The 25,109-nt window shown below is 59.2% G+C and carries 18 protein-coding genes; 1 reads left to right on the forward strand and 17 read right to left on the reverse strand.

Going from position 1 to position 25,109, the window contains the following annotated elements:
• Positions 1-238: 238 nt before the first annotated feature.
• The 17 genes from EQG79_RS14175 to EQG79_RS14255 are packed head-to-tail and all read right to left on the reverse strand — an operon-like array spanning position 239 to position 24,214.
• The gene (locus EQG79_RS14175) at positions 239-3,427 is read right to left on the reverse strand and encodes a phage tail tape measure protein (RefSeq protein WP_129602039.1); all 3,189 of its coding nucleotides are present in this window, start codon (positions 3,425-3,427) and stop codon (positions 239-241) included.
• Positions 3,427-3,894: a hypothetical protein gene (locus EQG79_RS14180; protein ID WP_129602041.1), complete on the reverse strand. Its 468-nt coding sequence runs from the start codon at positions 3,892-3,894 to the stop codon at positions 3,427-3,429. The genes EQG79_RS14175 and EQG79_RS14180 overlap by 1 nt, the downstream gene beginning before the upstream one ends.
• Positions 3,891-5,927 carry a hypothetical protein gene (locus EQG79_RS14185; protein WP_129602043.1) on the reverse strand — a complete coding sequence of 679 codons (2,037 nt, stop codon included), beginning with the start codon at positions 5,925-5,927 and terminating at the stop codon, positions 3,891-3,893. Before EQG79_RS14185 ends, EQG79_RS14180 begins: the two co-directional genes overlap by 4 nt.
• A 3-nt stretch (positions 5,928-5,930) precedes the next feature.
• Entirely contained in the window at positions 5,931-9,497 is a 3,567-nt protein-coding gene (locus EQG79_RS14190) for a right-handed parallel beta-helix repeat-containing protein (protein WP_129602045.1), read from the reverse strand.
• A 53-nt stretch (positions 9,498-9,550) separates the two neighbouring features.
• The gene (locus EQG79_RS14195; RefSeq protein ID WP_129602047.1) at positions 9,551-14,209 is read right to left on the reverse strand and encodes an SGNH/GDSL hydrolase family protein; all 4,659 of its coding nucleotides are present in this window, start codon (positions 14,207-14,209) and stop codon (positions 9,551-9,553) included.
• Positions 14,210-14,237: 28 nt separating this feature from the next.
• Positions 14,238-14,507, reverse strand: coding sequence for a hypothetical protein (locus EQG79_RS14200; protein WP_129602049.1), 270 nt, complete (start codon positions 14,505-14,507; stop codon positions 14,238-14,240).
• A 2-nt stretch (positions 14,508-14,509) separates the two neighbouring features.
• Positions 14,510-16,438, reverse strand: a complete 1,929-nt coding sequence (locus tag EQG79_RS14205) for a hypothetical protein (RefSeq protein WP_129602051.1) — start codon at positions 16,436-16,438, stop codon at positions 14,510-14,512.
• Positions 16,439-16,440: 2 nt separating this feature from the next.
• Positions 16,441-18,483: a hypothetical protein gene (locus EQG79_RS14210; RefSeq protein WP_165358894.1), complete on the reverse strand. Its 2,043-nt coding sequence runs from the start codon at positions 18,481-18,483 to the stop codon at positions 16,441-16,443.
• 8 nt (positions 18,484-18,491) lie between these two features.
• Complete coding sequence (locus tag EQG79_RS14215; protein ID WP_129602056.1) at positions 18,492-19,007, reverse strand: hypothetical protein; 516 nt, start codon at positions 19,005-19,007, stop codon at positions 18,492-18,494.
• Entirely contained in the window at positions 18,994-19,776 is a 783-nt protein-coding gene (locus tag EQG79_RS14220; protein WP_129602058.1) for a hypothetical protein, read from the reverse strand. Before EQG79_RS14220 ends, EQG79_RS14215 begins: the two co-directional genes overlap by 14 nt.
• Positions 19,773-20,111 (reverse strand): hypothetical protein, encoded by a 339-nt coding sequence (locus tag EQG79_RS14225; protein WP_129602060.1) that lies wholly within the window; start codon positions 20,109-20,111, stop codon positions 19,773-19,775. The genes EQG79_RS14220 and EQG79_RS14225 overlap by 4 nt, the downstream gene beginning before the upstream one ends.
• 13 nt (positions 20,112-20,124) lie before the next feature.
• Positions 20,125-20,694: an N-acetylmuramidase family protein gene (locus EQG79_RS14230; RefSeq protein WP_129602062.1), complete on the reverse strand. Its 570-nt coding sequence runs from the start codon at positions 20,692-20,694 to the stop codon at positions 20,125-20,127.
• Positions 20,695-20,696: 2 nt separating this feature from the next.
• Positions 20,697-21,293 carry a hypothetical protein gene (locus tag EQG79_RS14235; protein ID WP_129602064.1) on the reverse strand — a complete coding sequence of 199 codons (597 nt, stop codon included), beginning with the start codon at positions 21,291-21,293 and terminating at the stop codon, positions 20,697-20,699.
• Positions 21,244-21,537, reverse strand: a complete 294-nt coding sequence (locus EQG79_RS14240; RefSeq protein WP_129602066.1) for a hypothetical protein — start codon at positions 21,535-21,537, stop codon at positions 21,244-21,246. The genes EQG79_RS14235 and EQG79_RS14240 overlap by 50 nt, the downstream gene beginning before the upstream one ends.
• Positions 21,537-21,923: a hypothetical protein gene (locus tag EQG79_RS14245; protein ID WP_129602069.1), complete on the reverse strand. Its 387-nt coding sequence runs from the start codon at positions 21,921-21,923 to the stop codon at positions 21,537-21,539. The genes EQG79_RS14240 and EQG79_RS14245 overlap by 1 nt, the downstream gene beginning before the upstream one ends.
• An 18-nt stretch (positions 21,924-21,941) precedes the next feature.
• Positions 21,942-22,856, reverse strand: coding sequence for a DUF6712 family protein (locus tag EQG79_RS14250; RefSeq protein ID WP_129602071.1), 915 nt, complete (start codon positions 22,854-22,856; stop codon positions 21,942-21,944).
• Positions 22,853-24,214, reverse strand: coding sequence for a hypothetical protein (locus tag EQG79_RS14255; RefSeq protein WP_129602073.1), 1,362 nt, complete (start codon positions 24,212-24,214; stop codon positions 22,853-22,855). The genes EQG79_RS14250 and EQG79_RS14255 overlap by 4 nt, the downstream gene beginning before the upstream one ends.
• Before the next feature lie 478 nt (positions 24,215-24,692).
• Between EQG79_RS14255 and EQG79_RS14260 the strand changes: the two genes are divergently transcribed.
• Positions 24,693-24,917: a hypothetical protein gene (locus tag EQG79_RS14260; protein ID WP_129602075.1), complete on the forward strand. Its 225-nt coding sequence runs from the start codon at positions 24,693-24,695 to the stop codon at positions 24,915-24,917.
• Positions 24,918-25,109: the final 192 nt, after the last annotated feature.

Genomic DNA, 25,109 nt, shown 5'->3' on the forward strand with positions numbered 1-25,109 from the left:
GCATTTTGTGGATAGTACCAGAAAACCCCGACTGCGCCTGCGGTCGGGGTTTCTTTATGAATATGCTCCGAACAGGAGGTGCTGCCCTGACCCGCTGCTCAAGTATACCCTCTCAGGAATGACTTACTTGCACCATTACAATGCAAATACGGGGGAACAGCACCGCCTACTCGACAAGGCGATGCCGTTCTCCTGAGAGTGAACCAAACTATACTTGAGCGGGGCAAAACTACGAAAATTACAGGGAGGTATCTAATTCGATTTCGCTCAGGTAATCCTGCTGATCCCGAATTTTAAAGTGGTTGTAATTAATCGGCCGACTTGCAAACCGGCTAAACTCAGCCCGGTTCTGGCGGGTTTCCTCGATCAACAGCAGCAGCAGCTGATCATTCATACCCCCAGCGGCCGGACTGGCAGGCAGACCCAGCTGGCCGGCTACGTTCTGGGGGTTGAGGTTTCGGTAGCCTCCGGAGACCTGGAGTGCCTGAAGCGCCCCGGCCAGGTTCGCCATCACCGGGTTTGCCAACATTTCGCCCCCCATGATCCACTCTTTACGTTTCTCCCCGACGATGTACGACCGCGCTCCAGCGTTGACCCGAGTCGGCCGATCGACAAAGCCCGATGCAGATCCGTACAGATCCTGAATACCCGTGAAACCGCCGTCGTCCTTTTGGGCCAGACCAGCCACCGCCTGCGAGGCAATGGTCGCAATGCTTATCCCTGCCCGGACTTTGGCCGTACTTGAGGCCGTGACCCCGGCCGCGTAGGCTGCCGCAGCCAGGGCCGGACCTACGAACGGTACTGCAGCTGCGTTGGCGGCTTTGAGTTTGGCCTCCAGCGATATCGCGGCCAGCTCTTTCTGCAGGTTGATCACGATCGAAGCAATGGCCCAGGCTTTTTCGGCAATCAGGATCGCTTTACCGATCGCTGAGGAGCGGGCAAAGAAACTCTGCAGTAGACCCAGCCCGGCCGACACGGCCTCCTGTTTGGCCACCAGCCAGGCCCGATCGGCTTCCTTGAGATACTCGACCGTTTCGCGGCCTGCTTTGCGCCAGATCTCCTGCTGGGATACAAAATTATCCGTCAGGGCCGCTTCGGTCTGAGAGACATCCTGGGCGTGGGTTTGACGGAGTAGCAGATCGGCCTCCAGGTACTGCTGCAGGATTTCCAGCCGACGGGCCTCCTGGCTCCCCTCGACCACGTTACCCTTTATCGTCAGGGGGTTCCGTTCCGCTTCCCGCAGCGCATCCTCCCGTTTTTTCTGCAGGAACAGACTAGCCTGTTCGTAGTCCTCTTTCTGCTGTCTGGCCTGCTCCTCTTTTTTCTTCTCCTGCTCCTTTTTCTGGCGTTCATCCTCCTTTTGAACAATAGCCCCCAGCTCTTTATACATGAGCTCGGTGATCTCGGCCATTTTCTCTTTGTTGCCGCCCGCCAGCTTGTACAGGGTACTGTAGTGGTCGCCGAACTGGATCTGCTCTTTCTCGAAGGAATCGCCCTGGGCCTGCGCGGTGCGGGCGCGGGCCTGCTCCATAAGCTGCTCCAGCTGATCGTTATGCTTCTGGGTAGCTTTCTGCTCCCGTTCGCGTTTTAGCCGGGCCGCTTTCTCCTCCTTGGTTTCTTTACCACCCCCACCGGAGCCACCCCCGCCGGTATCGGGTGGAGTCGGCGCCGTCTTGGGAGCCACCGGCGCTGGCGTATCCAGATAGTCACCCGTCAGGGCTTTCCGGCGCAGCTCCAGTCCTTTGATGGTAGCCAGAATCTCCTGATTGCGCTTTTGAAGCTGCTGGATTTCGTCGGCCGTCAGACCACCGCTGAATAGTGACCCATCCGACCGGGGCATCGTCCGCAGCAGGGTCGTGTTCTTGAGCAGTTCCCCGTTGAGGTCTGCCAGCTCGCTGCGGGTTTCCTCGATCGCAGCCCGGTTGTTGTATTTGAGCAGCTCCTTCTGCATCTGAATGAACTCCCGGGCTTTGCCGGTACTGACCCCCATCGCGTTCCCGTATTTGTCGAACTGGGTGATAGCCGTCGGAATCACGCTGGCTACCTGCCCGACGATTTTCTTCAGCTCATCCTGCTCCCCTTTGGTCAGGGTGGTTTTGGCCTTCAGCTGATCATGCCTTGTCAGCAGGGGCGCGATGTTTTTGGTCAGGCTCTGCACCTGGGCCCGCTGGTCTTCGAAGGCCCGCGCGGCTTTCTCGCTAGCCGGGGCCAGCTGCTGATCGAGCCAATTGGCTCCCTTCATAACCCAGTCCATCATCGTCGTCAGGGCGGGTACTACTTTGGCGCCGATCGTAACCGCCACCTTGCTCAGCGTAGCGTCAAACTGAGCCAGCTTCTGCTCGTAGGTTGCGTTGTTTTTGGCCGCCTGAGAGAAGGCTTCGTCGGTACCGGTCACCTTGCGGGTCAGCTCCTCGATCTCCTTCCGGTGGGTGATAATGTGCTGAGCGGCCGTGATGTTTTCCTTGCCGAACAGCTTGGTCATCTCGGCCGTGCTGAGGTTTTTCTTCTCCAGGTTCTGCAGCGCCTTCTCCAGACCGACAACTTTCGGGTTGGTATCGTCGGAGCCAGATCCAAGCGTAAGCAGCACGTTACGCAGCTGCGTACCGGCTTCTCCCCCTTTAAGGGCAATCGTCGACAGGCTCTGGAGGATCGCGTTGGTCTGCTCGAAGCTGACGTTCTGGGCCGAGGCTACCGTTCCGGAGTTTTTCAGGGCAATGCCCATCTCGTTGATTTCGGCTGAGCCTTCTTTGGCACCAGCCGCAATCACGTTGATAAAGCGGTTCGCCTGATCAGCACCCTGGCCGAACTGGTTGAGCGACTCGGCCGTCACCTTCGTGGCTTCGGCCAGATCGATCTTGCCCGCCCGCGACAGGGTGATAGCCGCCTGCGTGGTTTCCACCAGCAGCTCCTTCTGGGCGAGCAGTTCGGGTTTGGCGGAGGCCATCAGCTTATAAGCCTCGAGCATTTCAGCGCCCGATTTACCAAACTGGGGACCGGTGTTTTTGGCCTGCTGGTTGAGGTATTCCAGATCCGCACCCGTCGCACCTGTCACGGCCGACAACTCCTTACTGGCGGCATCGAACAGCTTAAACTCCTCCCGGGCCTTCCGGAAGCCATCCTGGATCAGTCCCAGCCCGGTCGATATGACATTGGCCCCGGTGATCCCGGCCGTCACCGACCCGGCCGAGGCTACGAATTTCTGCCAGGCTGTTTTCTCCTCGTGAATCCGGACGATCCGAGCCTGCTGAGCCTTCATGAGTGCCTCCAGCTCGGCTTTCTGTTTCTTGTACCCCGGATCGGTTTCGGCCATCGAGTACAGCGCCTTACGGGCGTTGATGGTGGCCGCGGCCAGGTCTTTCATGGACACCTGTGCCTGCTGCCCGTTTATAACGAGGTCAACGACCGCGCGTTCCTGTTGTGCTGCCATTATCGATTGATAGCTACGGTGATGTTCAGGGCATTCTCGATTAGGTCGAGGCCCACATTGATGTTTTGCGCAGCCAGGATCTCCCGGAGCCGTTTGATTTCATAACCCTTCCGCTTCGAATACCAGGCCTTCCGGACGCGCCCGGTGGCTCCCAACCGCAGCTGGCGATTGACCAGCCGATCCGTGTGGGTGGTGCCCCGGCCCACGCCCATGTCGAGGTAGCGGCCGTACTGAAGAAACTGCATAACGACGCGCTCGCCACTGCTGGCCACGTTCTGGTACCAGGTACGACGCAGCGCTCCTGACGCATTTTTATTGCCCTGACGGCGGCCCTTCTTTGTGTTCCGGACGCGGTACACTTTCTTATCGAGACTGGTCTGAAAATGCTCGACAGCATATTCCGCCCAGGCCGAGACAGCAGCCTTGTAATTGATCTTTTGGTTAATATCCAGCTCGTTGTAGGTCATACCAGAATCAGGTAATCGTCGCCCGGATCGATCTGCATCGACTGGGTGAGCAGGTTATTAGCCAGGCTGCTGGTATCCGACTCGGTCTGAATGAAATCAGCCTCGACGACGGTCGAGCTGCCATTGACCAGGTAAGTGATTGGATACTCGTGGTATTGGGTCTGACCGGTCTGGCTACCCCCATACACCTGGTAGCTTTTCAGCCGCAGGGTCACCGGCAGGTTAGTCACCACAGCGGGTACCGTCCGGGTGGACGTGGTCCAGACCTTGATGGTGAGCGTCACCAGGATGCGGCTGACCACCCGGCCCGACACGGCCACGTTGACCGGCCGCGCGGGTCCTTTGATCAGCTCGACCCAGACGGGTTCCTCGTCGACGAGCGGCTCCAGATCCAGTCCATCCGGAATGGTCAGGCACGTGAGCGTGCAGGGCATGATCCCATCCGGGCCGGGCGATTCGGCCTGCAGCTTATCGATCAGAAACGACCGACGTGCCTGGCTGGTGAGCTTCAGGGCGATCGGCTCGTGCAGCTTCACGCCCGTCAACACCCCCACCGGGAAATTCATGGGTACCGTGACCAGGCGGGTCTGATCCCGGAAGTAGAACAGGTGGCGAAGCAGCTGCCGGTAGCGGCCGTAGCGGCCCCGCAGGCGCGTGGCACTGGTGCCAATCACCACCTGCGCGCCCGAGCGGACGTCGGTCGTTCCCAGGGGATATGTAAGTGAATTACTACCAGGTACCAGCCCACGGTAGCTCACCAGGCGCAGGGCAATCGCGTTTTTCAGCTGCAGTCCGGTTTGGCCCAGGCCTGGCTCGTTAGGATACCGATCACTGGGTTTATAGTAGGGATCGAGCATGTTACCAGGCTGGCGCAGGGTGGGCACGATCCAGTGGCCACCATCGGGGGCGGGTTCGTACGTCAGCTGCGTAGCGGCAATACCCAGCTGCACCTCGTCGCGTTCGCCTTCAGCAGTGCCGCCCAGCACGATCGACGAGGGCGGTAGCTGGTTACCGTCCTTATCCCGGAACAGCTCGTCGTTGGCATCTACCTGGTCAATGATCCGCACCCCCTTGCTGGCTGGTGCGTCGACACCGTAACGATCGACCATGTATGGGCTTAGATCGACAGCCGGACTGCGTACGACGTCGGTAAACTGGCGGATGGTGACCACCTGGCGATTCCCGTCGAAGGAAAAAATCAGGCCCAGCCCCTGCCGGATCGCTTTCAGAAAATCGCCCACCGACATGGCCGGCAAATGCTGGCCAGGCTGTACCGTCAGGGGGGTCAGATCCACAATACCCACCCGGCGCGTTTGCATGGCCGTCTGGTTGAGAATAACCAGGCGCTGCACTTCAGGCTGACCGATCCAGTCGCCATCGATCCGGTAGCCCGCGCGGGCGAAGAGCTGCTCGAGCACCCACCAGAGGTAAAATTGCGGGCTGACCGGATAGCCCTTTACAGTAGCGCTGTCGACCAGGAAGTTCGAGCCTTTCCAAGCATTGATATAGGGCTGACGAACGAAGCCGGGCAGCGTGGCGGCCGACAGCGACTCCTCGAAAAACAGCTCGTTCCGGATGGGAAAGAACGTGCAGGGGAACTGACCGGGCGGCAAACTGGCGATGGTTTTCATCCGGCTGGCCAGCCCCTCCAGCGGGGACGTACCCAGCGATACGGCATCGGTCAGCGCTTCCTGCAGCGAGAGTTTGCGCAGCTGGGAGAACACTTCCCCCCCATCGTATTTCAGATAGCCAGACCCTTTCCCGGACACAATCCGGTAGTTCAGCCGGCAACGACGAAACATCACCCCCATCAGCCGGACGTGCACGATCAGCTCCATGCGCGGCCGAGCCTGATCAAGCCGATAGCCCGAGCTGAGGAATCGCTCGTTCGGCTCGACTGGAAAGGCAATAGGGTAGCTTTTGGCTCCCGGCAGCTGATCATCGACCAGCCAGCCGGTGGCCTGCTCCAGCATGAGCTGCTGCTGCGGATCAAGCACCAGGCTCAGCCCTGACTCGTTAGTGATAGCGATCATGAGTTAATTAACCGGCACAACTGTGCCCCCATCATTCGTATACCATTTCGTTGTCCCTGCTGCTGTGTCCCTCCATAGAATAGAATCGCCCGAAGCAGGCAGCCGGCTCAGTGGTGGTGGTCCGGCCCCTTCGGCCCGACGCAACAGTACTGACCCGGCCACTTGTAGCAGATCAGCAGCGTTATTGGTTTGAGTGCCGATTAAAAGCCGGTTGTCGGGCGTAGTGGTGGCTGTGATCACGCCCATGTTGTAAAACCGCGTGAACCCATGCGTCCAGCCAGATAAGCTTTTCGACGCCTGACCAATGCTCAACACCCCGGCTCCTGCCCCCAGCGTACCCGTGATGTAGCGAAGCCCTACGGTAGCATCGTTCGAACGGGACGTACCCAGCTTCAGCTCGAATCGGGTTTGACTGCTGTTGCTGTTGGTGAGGAAAAATTCACTGGCGTCGACCGAGTTGAGGTAATGCCCATCACTCGATGCGGTGGTGTTACTGGCCATTTTAAGGCCCGTTCCTGCGTTGTGCGTGATAGACGGGTCACCAAGCATAATCGTATTGCTGACATTAGCCAGCTCCCGCCAGCCTGTATTGCCCGCTAATCCACTTGCTTTATAATAAAGAGCTGCCGTACCCGTAGCTGTGTTTCGATAAATAGACCCTAAGGGTGCAGCTACAACCCCGTTGGGCGACCCGTCGCCAATCCTGTCCGTTCCGACCGGCGAGAGTTCAATCCAGGCACCTGGGCTACCCGATGCTATACACAGAAACCCTTCGGGTTGGCCGAGTGTGGGGGCAGGATTCAGCAGCTTATCGCCAGCGCGCCAGTTACCCGCTATAGGGGCCGAACTACCGTTAAACGTTCTGAGCGAATAGACGCGCTTCCCCGTCCCAACGGTGTAGGGCGTGGTTACCGCGTCGGCCAGTTCGTTGTTCAATATTTCGGAATCGGTGGACTGGTCATTTACATAAATCCCCCGAGTAAAAGGACCGTCAATAAAGTTGTTTTTTATCCGCAATCCTTTTGTCAAGACACGATCCGAAAAACTCAAATACTGACCAATGGCTGCGTATTGACCCGACCCCATTCGCCCCCGGAAGAGAAAGGTATTGTTTTCAATCGCCACCTCATCCAGCAGACCCAGACCAACCGTACTGACCACTACCCCGCCAGATTGCCAGTGGGTCGTGTTGCTGTAGGCGGCAGTTCGATAGAAGTAGTTATCCTCAACCCGCAGATGCCGACCAGTCAGGTTGATGAGTTGAATGGGCGAATTGACCGACGTAGAGAAAAATTTATTCCCCCGGACAACAATGTTCGTATTGGGCCGACCAAAACTATTACCTGGTGACACCACATTGACCGATACAACACTACCCCCGCTGATTGTGGCAGTCAGGACCGCTCCGCCCGTTTGCAGTCCGCCGTATTCGTCGACGATGACCCCGTTGTCTTTAGCCAGTATGGTTGGGGCACTGGTGTAGTTACTGCCCCCCGACACGACACTGACCGAAGCTATGCCCAGAATAGGGGTGGCCGAAGCTCCACTACCCCCACCGCCCGAAAAAATAATACTGGGTTCGTAGAGGTAGCCATCCCCGGCACTGGTAACAATCACGGACGTAACCACACCGTTCGTAACGACCGCTTCAGCTGTTGCACCGCTACCGTCTACCGCAGAAACACTTACGGTTGGTGCGCTGGTGTAGCCGCTACCGCCCTGATCGATCTTCACAGACACTACCTTCAGCGTGGCCGTGGCCTGTGCGCCACTACCTCCACCACCCGAAAAGATAAGGTTAGGCCGGGCGCGTGACCCCCGGATGGAAATAACCCCATTACTAGCAAAATCCTGATTGGTGAATACGTTGTTCTCGATGACCCAATTTTGCAGGATCGCGTTATAGCTGGTATTGATAGCCGCGATATCAACGCCCGCTGCCACGGTTTGTATGCCGTTGCCAATTACCTGGTTGCCTGAAATCAGGATGTTTTTATTGGGTACAGCATAGTTGTCGCTGGGGCTTAGTGTGATAAACGTCCTATTGTTCTTCGATACATTGCCGATAAACGAACAGTCTTCCAGCTTCGCTATTTCCGAGAAGTAGGCTGTTTGGTTGCTGACTGTGTTACCTTCTAAAACCACATTTTTGGACGTCATCACGCCCAACCCCCTGGTGCCGGAATCAACAATGTTTCCCGATACAACCCCATTCGTCACCCCATGCAGCTCAAGCGGTATGGCGCCGTCGTAGCCACCCGTCACGCGCAAATGGGTCATGATATTGTTGTTGACCTGTACGTTAGTGTGCGTGTCGTATCGACCTGGCCCAACCGAGAAATTATCTTCCAGTCCAATTACGTTTCCGCCTACATCGTCGAAGGTGTTGCCGTTTATTTTGATGTTGTTATTGAGCCGAGCAGCTACGGTAGCGCGAATAGAGACCCCGTTATCGCCATGTAGAAACCGGTTGTTGGTAATCTCGATATTCTTCGACGTAGCCGCCAGATGCACGTAGATGAAGTGGTTAATCCCGTTCAGGAACGTAACATTATTCACTCGCCACCCATCGAGCGCAACTCCCATTGACTTAATGGCAGCCAGCCGGGTGGTGTTGGTGCTCAGGTCAAGCGTTACATCCTCCAGAGCTATATTATTCGCTGACATGGTGATCCAACCTGTCACCTGTCCAGGGTAACCGTAATCAGGGTTAGCCTGGCCTACGATGCTGGGCGAGGGCCGCAGAATGGTTTTATCCGCAATGCCTCGCAACCGCTTCCCGCTCGGTATGCTGAACTGGGTGGCCGTGTACGCTCGTGGCTCCATAAGCAGGTTATTATCGTTACCTGCCAGCGCGTTGACAATACAGTCGGTGTCGGTCGCGCCGGGAAACCATTTTACCCGCGCATCGCCCAGGTACTGCCGCACCCAGTATCCGCCCCCGAGCGCCGGAAATACAGTACCCTGATCGACCGTATAACCCGATGCGGCAAAAATAAAACTCCCCCCCCGAACGGCATCCCGGACAATCACCGCCGGGGCTGTGCTGCCTGACGTCGCGGTCAGCGTAGCGATATCCGCGATGTGGACTACGCGCTGATTGAGGGCGTTGGCTGTGGCGACCTTCTCCTGGTTAATTGTGGTCGGCTGGAGGTACAGAGGCACATCGATCAGCTTTGAGAACGAATAAGTACCCGATACGAGAGTGAGACTGCCAGGGACCGGCGTCGACGTGAACTTATTGATCGAGAGCGTGCCCGCGTGACGAATGACCCCGCCAATGCTGATCTGCACCCACCCCGATGGCAGATTGTCAGTATTCGTCCAACCGAAGATCAGATCCAGACCCTGCCGGGTAACTGTCGGCTGAAAGATTTGCTCGAACTCGCGCGATTCCGGCGAATAACGCGCCCGTACAGTGATAACCTTTGAAGTATCACCGGGCGTCAATACAATTTTTCGAGAGATGGGGTTTCCCCGAAATTCGCTGATGTTAAAGGTGCTCACCTGAGCAAAGCCAGTTAAGGCACAGATAAGCAGGAGGAAGACGGTGGTTATGAAGTTGCGCATCGCAGTTGTAAAATGTCCAGGCCAACCCTTCAGCGGCCTGGATTACAGTTTGGTTAGTTATCAAGGTTGCGGTAGCTGATCCATTTGATGTGCCACTGATCATTCTGCAGCGGGATGAGGCCACTCCCGTAGTTGCCGCGCTTGATTGAGACCTCCATGCCCAGATCCCCCGACCAGTTGGGCACATTCGTCAGGTCGATATCGATCGTCCGCAGCTGCCCGTCGGCATTGATCGAGAGCGGGTGGGTGAACTCCTGCGCGCCTTTCTTCCAGCGCAGGTAGATCGAGTTCGAGCCCTGAAACGAGGCCCGGAGGTAGATGTGTTTGTGCACATCCGCGTTGATCCAGCGCTCCGGCAGGGTGATATCGAAGTCGCGCCCCCCGTTTTCGTTATCCGTCGCCGGGGTCACCGTAATGCCGTCGACGATATTCTTTTCGAGCTGATCGTAGGCATTGTACAGCGTGCAGCCAAACCGGCTCTTTTTGCCCTGGTCGAAGCGCACCTCGAAGGTGCCGGGCCATCGGGGCTGGTTATAGAGCCAGATCCGGGCGGCTGCTTCGTTGGGAAATTCGCCCAGCGCCACGTCGAAATCATACACCCCATCTTTGTCGCACGACAGCATCGGGGCTGACGCGATATAAGCCGCCGGGAAGGTCGCGTTCGGCCCGTTGGGGTGCTCAGCCGCCACGACCCGGCCCGAATGGGGCGTATACAGGATGATGACCCGTCCGTTAGCGGGATTTTTAGCCAGGATAAAGGGCTCGGTCGAGAAGCGAGGGGGTTCGGCCGCCCCCGAACTGGTAATGGGGTACGGGACAAGCGAGGCATTGGTGTAGGGCTTACCGGCGCAGTACCAGAACTCGGAATAGCTCGGGTGGACGTAGGCGCAGGGCAGCTCCTGCTGGCGGGGGGTCGGGTAGTGACTGGCCTGCGGATCGTCGCGGAACATCGTCCAGCGCGAATGCCGCCGAACGGCCCGCGGTTCAGCCGGATCGAACTGCTGCCACGTCTCCATGTACATTTTCCCCAGCACGCCGGTACCATCGCCCCGAGGGGACGGTCTAAGTTCCCACTGCACCGGCTGTACCTTGGCGTACATCAGCCCGTTCTGCACCGAGTGAATCAGGGTCTGCCCATACATCGGATAATCATCGATATTGCCCCCCTGCACGGGGTTATAGCCGATGCCAACCGGGCTGAACGAGCTCAGCCCGGCTTCCGAGTACAGGCCTTCGCTCCAGGGATGCAGCGCAACCCCGTTGGGATAGCCGTACATGGCATCCATCACCTGACGACCCGCATCTTCTCGCCCCGAATTCCAAACAGGTGAGTTGATCCGGTTGAGGGAGCTGCCGCTCTCGGACAGCCAGTCGAGCACCGAGCCCACGCGTACGTTGATGCCCGCCTTGATCACCCCATTATCAATAAAACTGCGCCAGGGCGAGGCACTGGGGCGGGCCGTTTCGGGCTGCGCCGTATAGCTGCTATTCGCTGCATAGACATTGCCATATCCCTCAAAGCCGGCCGTCGTTGGCGTACCCGAGTTACAGGTCGTGCAGACCGGGGCGCTGGGCGTCGAGGCAATGGCGACCAGCGTGCGCCGGGCCAGCTCCCTATGCCCCGCATCGTTGGGATGGCGCTGCACCGCGTTACCCGTCTGGTTGACGTAGTACCCTGGATTACTCCAGAAATCCGCCACGTCGACCAGCGACAGGCCCAGCTCACTGGCCACCCCGTTGATGACGCTCGTCACCGCAGCCTGATTCCAGACCGAATTGGTCAGAACGACCCGCGCGGAGGGATTCCCTGAGCGCAGTTTGGCCAGCAGCGCTTTATAGTCCGCGCTGAGGTTGGTCAGATCGGTAATGTTCTCAGCCAGGTGCACGACGATGAGGTTCGCACCCCAGGCCGCTACGTTGTTGAAGCGATCCAGGTTGAACGTCCGGTGGTTCTGCTCCCAGTCCGAGCCGGTCGAGCCGGTGACCGTACCCCCGTCGCCTTCGAAGTCGACCAGGGTGCGCGCCTGCAGATTGGAGTTGACCGTTTTAAGCTCTCGGACCACCTGGGCCATATAGGTTTTGTCGGGCGCCGATGCGGCCATCGCCCAGGCGTATTCCCACACCCCCGGCAGGTAGGGATGGTAGGTGATGCTGTTGCCCACAAACAACACCTTGGCGTAGGCCGGATAGGTGCAGCTGGGGCACAGCCGCTCAGGAGCCGTGTCGGGATTGGTAGCCCCGATGTACTGAATTTCCAGCTGCTGACCTTTCTGAATCAGCCCACAGCAGCCGCGGTCATTGCCGATCTCGAAGCGGTGAATGATCCCCGTCCAGCCGGGCGCGCTGGCCAGGTTGACGGCGTAGGTGTGAAACTGACCATCATCCTGCACGTCGAAGTAGACCGTCTGGGACGCATCATCCCGCTGTCCCAGGGGATACTGCACCGAATTACCGGCATTGTTGGGATCAAAGCCCGACGGTTTCTGACCCACCCGCAGCCAGGTTACCCGCAGCCGGTTGGGCGCGTTGGAGGCCCCCTTGGCGTACTTCATCCGGATGTAGAGGGTCGTAAAGTCAGCCGCCTTCCAGGCTCCGGCCGGCGACTGCAGCGTCACCGTCGAGGCATGCGTAGTCGGGACGTCCCCAATGAGTTCGGTTTTCCCTTCGAATTTGGGATTCCAGTAATCAGAGCTGAAGGGCTCGCCTTTGTCGGAAATGCCGTCCAGGCCCACCCACCCGGCCCGGCCCGCGGCCCGGCTGAAGGTCCAGCTCGGCAGCGCCTGCCGGGGCAGGGCGTAGGCCGCTTCCCGGATGTCGGCCTCCGAGCCAATCACATACGAATATTCGTGGTAGAAGGTTTGGTCCGCATCCAGGTGGCTGTAGGGCCGGGCACCCATGTACATGAACCGGTCGCTGAACTCACCCGAGGCCTCCGTCGAGTCCAGATCGGTGAAGTTCAGGTTGGCATTGTAGAGATCCGGCGAGACTAGCCCGATGTAGCCCCCCTCGGGCAGGTTAGCCGCTATCCAGGGTTCGCTGAGGGGGAAACTGGATATGGTCCAGCCAACGGCATCCGTGCTCGTGGTCGAGGCATTGGTGAAGGGTTGATTGCCATTATAAAAGCGCGCTTCCGTCGCCGGCCAGATCATGGTGAAGGGCGTCTCCTGCTCGCGGGCGTCGTAGAGCGTTTTATCGCCCCGGAAGTGGGTCACTTTCAGCCGGACGTCGACGCGGTTGTTGGTCGCTTTCGCCCACCGCTCGACGTACATAGGCAGCAGCTGCAGCTGGTTATGGGGCCAGCTGACGTACTGGGTTTTGGCGTAGAGCCAGCCGTCGGGAGTAATGCCTTTAAAGAGTACTGGCCCCGCTTCGCCACTCACGCCACCCCCCAGCGGGTTATAGCCAATCTGCGCCCAGGTGTTGCCCTGATCAGCTGCGTAGTTGAGGGGCCCTGCATACCCGCAGTACGACTCGCAGCGGCCCTGATCGCGCCGGTTGATGGTGCTCACCCACTGGGTACCCACTTTACGCTGGATCTGCAGGGTAGCCCCGAACCCTTCGGCCAGCTCGATGCGGATGTTCCCCGACTCCTGGCGCAGAATCCCTTTCACTTGGATGTTATAGGGCGGCACGATCTGGCTGCTGACCTCCGTCCAGTCGCTTGGCTGAGCGGGGGCCTGGTAGGCGAACGTACCCGAGCCGCAGGTGGTGCAGGCCGGTGGGGTGGTGGTGCCACCTCCACTAGAACCGGCCGCCGTAAACAGCGGAACCGGCGTGGCCGTCAGCGCGGGCGTAAAGACGTGCACGAAATCAGCCTGACCCGGTTTTTTAAAGGTCAGCCGAATCGGCACCGTAGGCACCGGCCCCAGCGTCCACTCGATGACAAAGGGAGCCTGGTTATTGAGTTGGCCCCAGGGGTAGTCGACGCCCGAGCTGAGGCTGGGGTTGTTGTCATTCTGCAGGGCCATCGCCACGCCGTCGACGCGCTCGATGCGCAGGGTGATGCCGTTGCCGTCATCGCTCGGATCGCCCTGCACCTGCAGGTACTGACTCGACTGGGTGTACCGCGCGGCCAGCCAGCTGGGGCCGGTCGTGCCGGTGCCGCAGGTCGTGCAGGTGGGCGGGCTGGTGTTGCTGCCCGACAGCACGATCCGCTGCGCGCCGGTACTGGGCGTAAACGTATAGGGGTAGGTGGCCGATCCACCCGCCTGCTCGGCCGTAATGCGGAGCGGCACCTGGGGCAGATTCACGGCCCACTGCCGGTCATACGGAGCCTGGTTGCCCAGCGACCCGTAGACGTAGAAGGTATTCGAGTTGATGGTAACCCCGTCCGGATTGGTGGTCGTGAAGGCCTGTCCATCCTGCCGCTCGAATTTCAGCCGGCCGATCTGGCCCGCCCCTTCCATGGTCAACAGCCCCCCGGCGTAGGAGTAGCGCATGCCGGTGATCCAGGAAGGAGCCGATACGCAGGTGCCACTGACGGGCATGGTGCCCCCGTGGGTGTAGGAGAAGGCGGTGCAGCCGCTGTTGACGGCCACAAAGAAGGCGTCTCTGCCCGCTGGGTTGTCCGGGTAGATGCTCATGTCGCGCCAGAGCTTGAACTTTTCGGTCGAGCCGTCCGCCCGCTCCCGTTTTACCTTCTGTTTCTTGATGGGCTGCGCCGAGCCGGTGAGCGTCAGGATCGACAGCAGCAGAATGAGTAGTTTTTTCATGGTTCGTACAAGTGAGGTGGTAAGCCGGTTAGTCGATCAGATCCGGACCGTCGTCGGTGTCGGGTACGTAGGGGCCATCGGCCGTGGCCGCGCAGTTGCGGACCTGCCAGACCTGGCCCGACGCCGGGGCGGGTGCGGCCAGCGTGGTCTGGGCCACCTGCTGGGCGTCGGTAAGCGCCCGAAACGCCGCTTCGGCCTGGGCGCAGGTGCCCTGACTGTAGGGCCAGTAGCGTTTCTGGCCCACCGGCCAGCCGGTCTTGGCGGCTACGGTATTGGTTACTTCGAGGTAAAAAGCCATGGTTACGGAGCAGTATAGACGGTCGTGCGGGCAATAGCCGCAGCGCCGTTGTTGACGTTGATCACGAGGACATCATTGGGTTTGTCAGTAGCGCGGAGGTAAACGGTAGCCGTGTGAATCACTCCCGCGAATGCGCCGGTGTAGCCATAGCCACCTGGATCATTGCTGGTGGCAGACATAGACGCGAATACGGTTTTAGGCATAGCCGCAACAGCTCCGATGTAGGTCTGTTGGGCAGGCCATTCGAAGGCATACTCGACTCCATTGGATAGCCGAGTCTGCACCCAGAAGCGGTTGACCTCTGAGAACTGGGGCGGGTTATCGCCAGACCAGAAATGGTCGACGGCCAGGATTTTGTTAACGGGCTCCGGATCAGGATTGGGTACAGCCTGTCGATTAACCGTCAACAGGAAGTCGGCCGCTACGGCCTGCCCGACGCTATCGGACGCCCACACCCGGATTGGATAGCTTCCGTTGGGGAAGTCAGCCGTGATGGCATGTATGCCTGGCCAGGTGGGATCGAACAGCAATCCAGTCGGAAACGGCTCCGTGGTTGTGGCATTAATAATACGGGCCGATGTCAGCGTCAGCGTATCGCCCGGATCGGAGAACGTGGTAGCGGGCAGAGGCCGCGACTGCACACCAGCCTGCGTTACCAGCCAGTCGGGAATGGCCGTAGCAACCACGGGTGGCGTATTATCTACGTTGTTTAGCGCCGTCAGATTAGTCTGCAGCACGTAGCCGCCCGGGAAGACGGTTTTGACCGTAAAGGCGATATTTTGCTCGATCGTATTATCCGGCACTTCGACCAGCCCCCCAGTGGTGATGGTCGAGGACAGGGAGGGGGGTGACCCGTAGTACTCACTGGTCGAGTCGCCCGAATAATCCCGCCACTGATCGTCGTTATACTTCTGCTGAAACAGCAACTGGGCTGACCCACCCTCGACCACACTTTGCGGAGAAGTCGGGGCGGTGCGGAACTGAGAAATCGGCTGGGGGCCATCGGCCAGGCAGGCATTCGTGGTTCGCGGGCTAAAGGTTAGCTCCAGGGCCGTACCCGCCACATAGGCGTGCCAGGCCAAAACAACCCCCGTTCGGTACTGTGCCGGAACGGCATACTCCCAACCATACGTATTGAAGCCCCCCGTCTGCCCCAAGGCGGTGGCCACATCCGGACGCGGCAGCGAACAGGTAACGGTTGCCACCTTGGTTTGGCGGTTCGGGCCGAGGTAGATATCGACCCCCTGAATTTCATTCAGGTTACTACGCCGGGCACACCAGCCCCGAACGCTGTAGCAGTCACCGGCGTCGAGCGATCCCGAGTGGGTGCCGCCCAGGACCGGCGGGCCGGTAGGCTCCGGATCGGGATCAGGGTCGGGGTCAGTCGGCAGATCAACGTACACGGTTGTATCGACATAGTGGTTACCGAATACCAGTAGGGAAACAGGCGAAGTACCGCCCCCATCACCAGAGAGCGCCTGGTCGATATCGACGTAGTGGTTACCGAACACCAGCAGGGAGACTGGATCTGGGTCCGGATCAGGATCAGGTACAGCTCCCTCTCGCCGGTAGACCCGCTTGTCTGGCCCCAAGACGAGGACTGGATAGTTCTCCGTGGTTAGCGGAATTTTATCCAGCATCAGCCCCCCCATGAGCTGGACTAGAACATCCGTCCAACCTTTTCGGCCGGGCCCACCACGCTGGGCGACCGCATGGAGGGTGTCGTCATTGTCACCCGCCCCGAACTCAATAGCCGCAACGGCGTCGATCTCCTGGACAACATTGCGACAGTAGACGGTGTAAACCGTGCCGACAACAAACGCTACGCCTGTTTCAGTCTCCGTGAATACGGGGCTGCTCTGCCAGTTTTCCAAATCCAGGCTATAGGTCCACTCGGAACCGGTGGGGTACTTGACGCGAATACCAGGCATAGTTAGGCGGGTTCAACTTCGTCGGTCCAGCTGCTTAAGATGGGGTGAACGCCGACGGTGTTTTTTAGGATCAGGTTGGTCATCTGTATGGCTTCGGGTATGGTATACACGTCCGTGAGGCCAGACTCTTCGCGTGTGGTTGGTTTATCGATGAGGTCATCCCGGTAGGAAATCTTCTCGTCGTCACGCCGGTACAGCGCATCCGCTGCGGGCTGCTTGAGAAAGCCGAGGGTCTCCGGGTTAGGCCTCTCCGCGACAATTTTGAGTTTATCGAGCAGGGGCGTCGTCAGATCGCGAGCCGCCTGGGGAACCGTAGGGTCGCGGGTAAATACGGGCAGGGGTGGCAGCACGTAGACGCTACCGGCCGGTGCCTGCACAGGGGGCAGGGTTTCGCCCCCCTCGGGAAAATCATCGGTGTAAAACTCGTCGCGGTGCTGGTAGACGTAGCTGAAGACGTGCGCGAATTGGGTGTCGCCGTCCCGCTGCTGGCGGATCTGCTTGTTGGTAAGGCCGATGGCCAGGACGCGATCCGCCAGCACCTGAAAGCGTACGGCCGAGCAGTAAAAGTCATCCCAGCGCTGCAGCTCCGGGAGCGGTTGCCAGCCAGAGGCCACTTCGACGGCTTGCTGCCGGCTTAGGTTATACTGCACGAACTGGGCAGCCGTCGGCTCGTAGCCTGCGGGCATGACGCGCTCGGCCTGCTCGTAGAACAGCTGCAGCTCGTAGCTGCCTTTCCCCCAGGTCATGATGCTGTCGAACGCGCCCAGGCTGTTGAGGTAGGAAAACTGACGCCGGTAGGGCCGGTTGTCGTAATCGACCACGTAGCGATAAGCCCGGCTGAGGTAGCCCCCGGCCAGCGTAACCAGTCGACAGCTGTATTCCCTGAGAAACTTACCCGCTGGCACCTGCTCACGCAGGTTCAGCTGAGCGATCCCCACCGGGAACGCTACTTTGGTACCGGGCTGGTAATCGATAGCCGCCTGGATGCCCGTGCGCACGTGCGTGCTGTCATCGTCGAAGGTCATCCGGATCTCCAGCTTGACCGACGAGGCCTGCTCCCGCAGATTGATAAAGGTCAGAAAATGGGCTTCGTCGAGCCGGGCTATTCGCGCCGGTGATCCCATCAACAGGGACTTGTCGGCCCCGGCATCGGCACCCAGCAGCGCTGTCGTCAGATTGTAGCCGGTGTCGGCCCGGCGCTCCCAGTCGGCACCGCCCAGGTACGCATGGCGCGTCTGGTCTTCAACGACCTGCTGCACCGTGATCGGTTGGCCCCAGGCCTCGCCGTAGGCCACGTAGTACTGTCGGGCTGACTGCTGGGCCACCTGGCCACCCTGGCCCTGAAAATCGGGCACATCAGCACTCAGGTAGCTGTGCAGCAGATCCCCCAGGTCGTACTTGGCTACCCCGTCCGCATCGCATTCGATGTGACTGCCCCCGTCGCCGATCAGCTCGTAGTCGAGATCCCGATCGGCCCCGGTCGTGCCCGGCTTCTGGAGGTACACTTCGAGGTAGATGCCATACCGATCCCGAACCAGGGCGTCGGTACCCATGACCGACTGCCCAACGGTGTATTTGCGCTCCAGCTCGGGCGTCTTGCCTGGGATGTAGGTAAGGTTGTAGGCTTTGCCAGGGCGACGCGCCGTTAAGGTAATTCCGTGCAGGTTTCCTGCACTCTCACGCGTTACAACCCAATCTTTCCGAAAGGCGTACAGGCCCCGAAAGAAGGGCAGCAGGGAGTCGACGTAGGCGGCTGAGCCGTCGCCGGCCGGAAACTCGTCAGGGCGGGTGGGATTGGTGCGGGCGGTAACGGAGGTTGTTTTGCCATTCCAGCGCAGCCCGATGGTCTCGCCGTCGACGATTGGCCCGTAGAATATGATGCCAGCCACCGCTTTGGTGCCGGTCGTCTCGAAGCGGCCCTGCCCGCTAAAAACGTAGCGCATCCGACCCCCTTTGGTCAGTGCATAGGTGTCAGGAGCTTGTACGAGGGTAACGGACATGGTGGCGAAATTGCCCCCCGGCACCCCCGTAATCAATGACAACACTCAAGCAGCTATTCGATCAGGTCGAGGGGACCGAGCTCCAGATCGACCGGCACGGTCCAGCTAAATTGCAAACCGTAGCCGTGCCAGCCCGATGCGATCGGCCCAATCTTCTCCAGGGGTAGCTGACGAACCTCCACCTGAATGAATTCCTCAGCCAGCGCGCCATGGGCAGCATCCTGCAGCATGAGCGCGTAGGCTTTGAGCACCAGTTGTCGGGCGGTGGCCCGGGCCGCCCGGATCTGCTCGTCCGTGGTGGCCTTCCGGATCACGGCCACGCTGCCCGTCCACACACTGTGGTAGTTGTCGCGCCCCCCGGTGTCTAGATCCTCCTGAAACGCTTCCCAAACCAGCTGGTTATCGCCCAGCAGCGCGTCTTTTCTTCCCGTCTGCAGCTTGAGTTCCTTTGGATCACCCATATCCTCCAGAAACACGAACGCGGGCCGGGCGGGGCTGTGGGCGATCTCCGCCAGGCGGCTGGCCAAACTTTCCCCGTAGGCCCTGTAAAATTCCTCAGTCGGTCCCATGTTGAAGCTTTGCTTTAAGCTGTTCATTTTCTTTCATCAGCGCATCGAGCATGGTCAGTACCAGGTACAGGTTACTCTGCTCCAGCTGGGCAAATGTTCCCAGCGCCCCGGTCTGGCGGGCCAGGCTGATACCGACGTCGAGCCAGCTGCCGCCCTCCTGCCCTCCCTGATCCGAGGGTTTAAACAAATACTCGAACTGATCGGGAAAGCGGTCCAGACAGCCCATGTAGTTCATCAAGACACCCAGCTGCACCGCGCCGGGCAGGGTGGCCATGTCGGCCGTCTGGGTGTCCAGCGTTCGACGATCGAACAGCGTGCGGGCCCCATCACCGGCCGTCTCAAAAAAACGGGCTTTCGGGCGATACAGCGCGGCCACCAGCTCCGCCAGATCGGCCGGCTGGCCATCGGCTTCGTAGCGTTTGCGAGCCGCTTCGGCGTGCATGAATTCGGCAAACGTCAGATGCTGCAGTCCATCGCCCGGCCCTATATACCGACGCAGTCGAACCCGCAGGCAGGGCAGCATCCAGCGCTCCGGCCGTTCGTCAAGGAAATCCAGGTAACTGATCAGCCAGGCGCGCTGATCGTCATCGAGCAGCCGGGTGTGGCGGTAGCGGATGCCGTACCACAGCTGGAGCAGCACCCACCGACCGGCCGGTTCTCCGCCCAACTTCACCCGCCAGTTGAGCAGCTGCAGAAAGTGGCGGGGGGTGAGCTCGTCCCAGGAGGCTGGACCCCGAAAAGTGTGCTGGCCGATGACGACAACGTTCATGCGGTCGCCGTGGGCTTTTTACCGGTCACCTTCCGGCCGTTTAGCGACCGGCCTTTCAGGCTCTCGATATCGGCCCGGATATCGCGCTGCCCCTCGTGTACCTTTTCGATCGCACCCGCCACCTGCAAATTGCTGGAGGCCATGGCGTTCTGGGCCGTGATACTTTCGCGGGTCAGCTGGAGCTGACTGGCGCTGTTTTCCCGCATCATGTCGATGAGGGCCTTGTCTTTTTTGCCCAGCGATCGCCAGACGATGATCAGGAAAATGATCATCACCGTCACGAAGGGACTGTACTTGAACATTTCGACGAAAAACTCTTTGGTGAAAAATTCCATGGGTATACGGGGGTTACGAATTGAGTAGATAAAAAGAGTACCGGCGAGCGAGCTCCAGGTGATACTCGTTCACCTCGTAGTCGGCGCCGTTATAACCGAAGGCGAAGGCCCGCCAGTTGTGGGTGCGCAGGGCATCATCCAAATTCTTGCTCAGGATGAATTGACAAACGGCCAGCAGATGGGCTTTCTCACCCGTTTTGAGCGCATCGACGAAGGCGTGCACGTCTTTAAACCCACAGCGCCAGTACTCGTCGCCCATGATCTGGAACATGCCCCAGCTGCAGCTCATCAGCGCAGCCGTCGGGTCGAGCGCCATGGCGATCTTCAGGCGTTTGTAGTCACTGGCCACCCCTTTGTTGTAGGGGCAGTTGGGCATGTACTTGTGCGACAGGGTCGGGTGTGACTTGTCGTACTTACCCTTTGTGTGCTTGCGGAACCGGTGCCCTTCGAAACGAATGACCAGTCGCCCGTCCGGCAGGAACGCCCGGCCCCGGCTTTCGACGTCGGCGACGGCCCGGATCTCGGCAACACCGGTGCGCAGCAGCGCGGCTGCCGCCTGGTAATCGGCCAGGGTGATCTCCATGGCTAGAAGAAGCTAACGGCTACACCCAACAGAAAGCCTAGTCCTATTCCGGCTCCGCCCCATTTGGCCGGTCGCCAGCGCATGGTCCGGGTATATTCCTCCGTAGCCAGGGCAATCTCGTCGTAGGATTTAGCGCGATTCCGGTACCGTCTGGGCAGAGCCTCCAGCACTCTATTGATCGATTCGTCAGCCCGCTGATAGCCTACCTGGGCGGTGACCAGCTGCGTCTGCAGCGAACCCAGCTGCTGGGTGAGCGCCTGCGCCTGCCCGGCATCGTAGCGGCCGAGCTGGGTCTGGTCATCGAGGGCCGTGCGGGTTTTTAGAATCTCCCGCTGCAGTGAATCCACGGCCGCTTTCGAGGCCTTCCGGAGGGCATCCGCTGCGAGCAGTTTAGCTTTCACACCTGCGTAAATCGTGGTGTCCATGGCTACGCCCTGCGCGTAGGGAAACGGCTGGTTTTTAACCATGGCCTGCACGCCCTGCGCACCGGCCGGGGTGAAGAGGGCACACAGAGCTGACAGCGCCAGGGCAACCAGCAGAAGCAGGGCCTTACGGCAGCGTGACCCGTATCGAGTCGAAGGCACTAACAGATTTTTCATAGTCAGCTACGGTTTTTTGGTTACGCTCGTGAATGATGATCACGGCCTTACCCGACTCCTCAGCCCGGTGCAGAAGCCGGGTGCGGGCCGTGTCGGCGTAGATCGTGGTTACGACCGGGGGGGCCGGTGGTGCTTTTTTACAGCTGGTGGCCAGCCCCAGCACGATGAGCATGCACAGGGCGGTGAGGAGGGCTGCGATGCGCCAGTGGCGTCGCTCGGTGGTTTCCTGCTGGTAGATAGCCATTAGCTCAGCAGGGTTGCCAAGGTGAAGACGATAACGGCCAGCACGTGCGTCCCCAGGAGGTAAATCGCATGCTGTATCGAATCTTCCTTGTGCTTGAGCATATTTTGCCCAAACTGATCTATGTTCCCTATAACCAGCGCTAAAAAGCCGAATATACCAGAGGCACTGGTTGGCTTGGTGAAGGGTAACGTATCAACATGGACGAGTTGAAGGCCTATGAAGGCAATCACCAGAATTAATACTATATCGGCCACCACCAACCTTTTTACTTCCACCTGCTCTCCATCGGGCAAATCATTATATGCCTCTTCGCGTATCCTTGCGTGAAGCATACCAAAAACTAAGGTCAGGGTCATTATAATCTCGAGGGCACTGAACGTAATCATAGCTTTGATATAAAGAGGTTAAAGTGAAACGATTGAGGTGCCGCGAACCCGGCCCACTATCGTGGTCGGATCGGCAGGTGTGGTGGGCGTTATTAGGGTGGCCAGCTCGCCAGTAAACTGGGCGGCCTGTTCGTCGAAGTACTGAATCGACTGCTGGAGCTGCTTGTCGCTGGCCGGCGATTTCCAGTGCAGGTTGGCCACCTGGCTGATGCCGCAGACCTGTACCCCTTTCTCCGAAATGGTGACCAGCCGCTCACGCAGCGCGCGGGCGATGGTGGCGTAGACCAGGGCACGCCGGGCCGAATCGAGCAGCTCGGTTTGTTCAGGGCTCAGGTCATCGCCTAATAGCCCCTCCAGCTGCTCACCCAGCATCTTCCGGATCGACCGTTCGGCCGTCCGCATCGAGGGCAGCAGCGTGATCAGAACCAACCGACTGCTGCCAATCGAATAGTATTGATTGAACAGCTCAGCCGAGCCGATCAGCTGGCTTTTTTCCTGTAGGTAGGGCGCAGACGTCGCGTAGGCCGGGAACGTCTCCAGGTGACCAGCCAGGTAGCGCAGGAGCGATTCGATGGCCGCGTAGGCTTCCGTTTCCAGCGAGACCATCGTCCGCTCCAGCTGCCACTCGAACGCGTCCGAACTGTTAGCATCGCGGTTGCGCTGGTTGCCAACGTCAGTGATCCGGACGTTGTTGGCCGCCACGAAGCGCAGCATAGCGAGGTTGCCGATCGCGGCCGTCAGGTAGGGCAGCAGAGCCGCCTGGTCCTCGTCGAGCTGATCAGCCCCCAGCTCCTCGAGCAGCTCGTCCCCGACGAAGGTGGCCAGGTACGCCTGAGATGAGCGCAGGGCGGGTTTGAGCGATTCGTAGCGGATATCGCCCGAGAACGTGACGACCTCGGCCAGTTCTTGGATCGTGCGGATCAGGAGTGTCATGGTGCCGTAGCAGTTTTAGCGATGGGTGCCCCCGTCGAGAGGTTCTTCATCAGCGTATCGTCGAACTTGAAGGTCAGCCGCGGGAAGCGCTTCTTCCAGCCGTTGTATTCTGCGATGAATTTGAGGGGTTCCAGAATCCGGGATCTGTACGGGGTTGACTTGGCGATGAAGATGTTGAACGACTGCGATTTGTCGGACCCTCCGGAGCGCTGGATATCCTTCGACTGAAAGCCAAACAGGCTCGGATCAGTCCCCAGGGCGTAGAGCAGGTTAGCCTGCCCATCCGAGTAATCCTCGTTATACTTGCCCTCTTTTTCCTTGTCATCGAGCACCGTAATCTTGATACCTACCTGATCCCTACCTCTGTCCTGATCATCGAACCAGGTATCGGTCATCACGGCCTTGTTGGCATTCTCGACGTTGGTCAGCTTCTCGGTCATCGACGAGAGGAACTCGTCCCGGATCGCCAGCTTGTCGGCCACGCTCCCATTGTCCCAGCGCTCGCCGTAGACCTTACTCCAGTACTCGGCTGGCACCTCGATGTGGTAGCGCAGGGTCATTTTGTTCTGCATTCCAAACTTTTTGAACTGCGGAATGCTGAACAAATAATCCAGCCAGCCGCTCGTGCGGGTGGCGTCCCAGGGAGCCAGCTGATAAAAACTTTTGCCAGGCGAGGGCAGGCTCAGGGGATAGACGAATTTGAAGTCTTTGCTGCCAGTACGAACCCAGTCGACCCGATTGGACAGGTAGGGATCAATCGCGGTCAGCTTCTCGGTCTCTTTATCGAGCGCGTTGGCATTAGGCCAGTTGGCGTTGAAATAGACCGTATCCAGCAGGCCCGTCGACTCGTTCTGACGCCCCCACCGGCAGTAGGCCGTTTCGTTGTTGTGCAGCTGGTTGATTTTGGAGCGGTCCCGACTCAGGATGAACTCGGGGAAGGCATTCCACCACCAGCTGACGTCGGACGCGCATTCGATCAGGTATCGCTCGAAGGTCGTATCTGTCAGAAACTTGTAGATCTCATCGTCATCGACCATCTCGGTCGATTCTTTATCGGCCGTAGCGATGACGCCCCCGGCCACCCATAGAGCCGACTTGTCAGCAATAGCTGCGGGGATGATAGTCGATTTACTGGCTATCTCGATCACCTTCTGGGGGTAGTCGTTTGCTTCACCCCAGTAGGTGATCAGCGAATCGCCCGGCGATTCCATGCGTTTGACGACCGGCTGGGTGGGTGCTGCCCCCAGCTCCGCCCCGGATCGGGGCACCCCTTTCAGGGCAGGCAGGCCCGTTACCACTGCCTTAGCCGTCGGCAAATAGGCGACGTTGCCCGCTGTATTACTGACTACCTCGCTCATTATCGTACTGGCTGGCCATTAATTTCTAGGATAAGATGGGCGTAAACGTTACGGATCTGATCGCTGTCGACGCCCCGGATATGCTTCACCCACCGCGTGCCCGGTGACCGCTGTGGGGCTTTTCCAACCCGCTCGTGGTCGGCCGTAGCCGTGACGCGTCCGCCCTTGACATGCCAGACCGCGCGGTCGTAGCGTATGATCTCGCCCCCGGTGCGTTTGGACTCATCACAGGTGCAGAACGCGATGGCGAAGGGGATCGGAACCCCCTTCGCATCACAGCGTTCAATGATGGCCAGAGCCTCCTGCCAGGAGAGGAGTGTCGATTGACGTGCGGCAGACTTACGGTTTACATGGCCCATCAGGTTAGGTGCGTACTCGTTACGAGAGTGAAATGGGTAGCAAGTTGGGAGGGGCCGGGCAGGCAATCAATGACAACACTCAAGCAGCGGAAAGTCGGCCTGAATGGCGATATTTGACCATGGCAAAACTGAGTACACAGCTGGCGCTGCGGGTGCTGCTGACCGATGACGATTACCTGCGTACCTGGCTCGAAGCCGGTTACACGAAAGAGGACCGTAGCCGACTCAAGTATCGGTTCGATCGGGATCAGCTGTCGCTCGATCTGATGGAGGAGATCCTGACGCGCTGCGGCTTCACCGTAGCGGTCGAGAAACAGTGGAATCGCCCTCAAAAAGGCCACTAATGCCGGCACAAATCCCCGTTTTACCCCTGCAACTGGCTAGTTCGGCCAAAAAGCAACCAATTTTATTTTGCTCCTTTTCTGCCTGTAACCAATTGATTGCCCGCCGAATAGCACCGGATTGTCTCGCAAATTTGACACGAAAATTTTCGCGTTTTTTTCAACGTTTCGGGCCTAACTGGCTGGTTTACACCC

Source organism: Spirosoma sordidisoli (genome assembly GCF_004138325.1).
GTDB lineage: Bacteria > Bacteroidota > Bacteroidia > Cytophagales > Spirosomataceae > Spirosoma > Spirosoma sordidisoli.

Bases quoted from the DNA above. Each gene is read 5' to 3' on its own strand.
- EQG79_RS14175 (WP_129602039.1), bottom strand. From the start codon at position 3,427: ATGGCAGCACAACAGGAACGCGCGGTCGTTGACCTCGTTATAAACGGG.
- EQG79_RS14180 (WP_129602041.1), bottom strand. From the start codon at position 3,894: ATGACCTACAACGAGCTGGATATTAACCAAAAGATCAATTACAAGGCT.
- EQG79_RS14185 (WP_129602043.1), bottom strand. From the start codon at position 5,927: ATGATCGCTATCACTAACGAGTCAGGGCTGAGCCTGGTGCTTGATCCG.
- EQG79_RS14190 (WP_129602045.1), bottom strand. From the start codon at position 9,497: ATGCGCAACTTCATAACCACCGTCTTCCTCCTGCTTATCTGTGCCTTA.
- EQG79_RS14195 (WP_129602047.1), bottom strand. From the start codon at position 14,209: ATGAAAAAACTACTCATTCTGCTGCTGTCGATCCTGACGCTCACCGGC.
- EQG79_RS14200 (WP_129602049.1), bottom strand. From the start codon at position 14,507: ATGGCTTTTTACCTCGAAGTAACCAATACCGTAGCCGCCAAGACCGGC.
- EQG79_RS14205 (WP_129602051.1), bottom strand. From the start codon at position 16,438: ATGCCTGGTATTCGCGTCAAGTACCCCACCGGTTCCGAGTGGACCTAT.
- EQG79_RS14215 (WP_129602056.1), bottom strand. From the start codon at position 19,007: ATGGGACCGACTGAGGAATTTTACAGGGCCTACGGGGAAAGTTTGGCC.
- EQG79_RS14220 (WP_129602058.1), bottom strand. From the start codon at position 19,776: ATGAACGTTGTCGTCATCGGCCAGCACACTTTTCGGGGTCCAGCCTCC.
- EQG79_RS14225 (WP_129602060.1), bottom strand. From the start codon at position 20,111: ATGGAATTTTTCACCAAAGAGTTTTTCGTCGAAATGTTCAAGTACAGT.
- EQG79_RS14230 (WP_129602062.1), bottom strand. From the start codon at position 20,694: ATGGAGATCACCCTGGCCGATTACCAGGCGGCAGCCGCGCTGCTGCGC.
- EQG79_RS14235 (WP_129602064.1), bottom strand. From the start codon at position 21,293: ATGAAAAATCTGTTAGTGCCTTCGACTCGATACGGGTCACGCTGCCGT.
- EQG79_RS14240 (WP_129602066.1), bottom strand. From the start codon at position 21,537: ATGGCTATCTACCAGCAGGAAACCACCGAGCGACGCCACTGGCGCATC.
- EQG79_RS14245 (WP_129602069.1), bottom strand. From the start codon at position 21,923: ATGATTACGTTCAGTGCCCTCGAGATTATAATGACCCTGACCTTAGTT.
- EQG79_RS14250 (WP_129602071.1), bottom strand. From the start codon at position 22,856: ATGACACTCCTGATCCGCACGATCCAAGAACTGGCCGAGGTCGTCACG.
- EQG79_RS14255 (WP_129602073.1), bottom strand. From the start codon at position 24,214: ATGAGCGAGGTAGTCAGTAATACAGCGGGCAACGTCGCCTATTTGCCG.
- EQG79_RS14260 (WP_129602075.1), top strand. From the start codon at position 24,693: ATGGCAAAACTGAGTACACAGCTGGCGCTGCGGGTGCTGCTGACCGAT.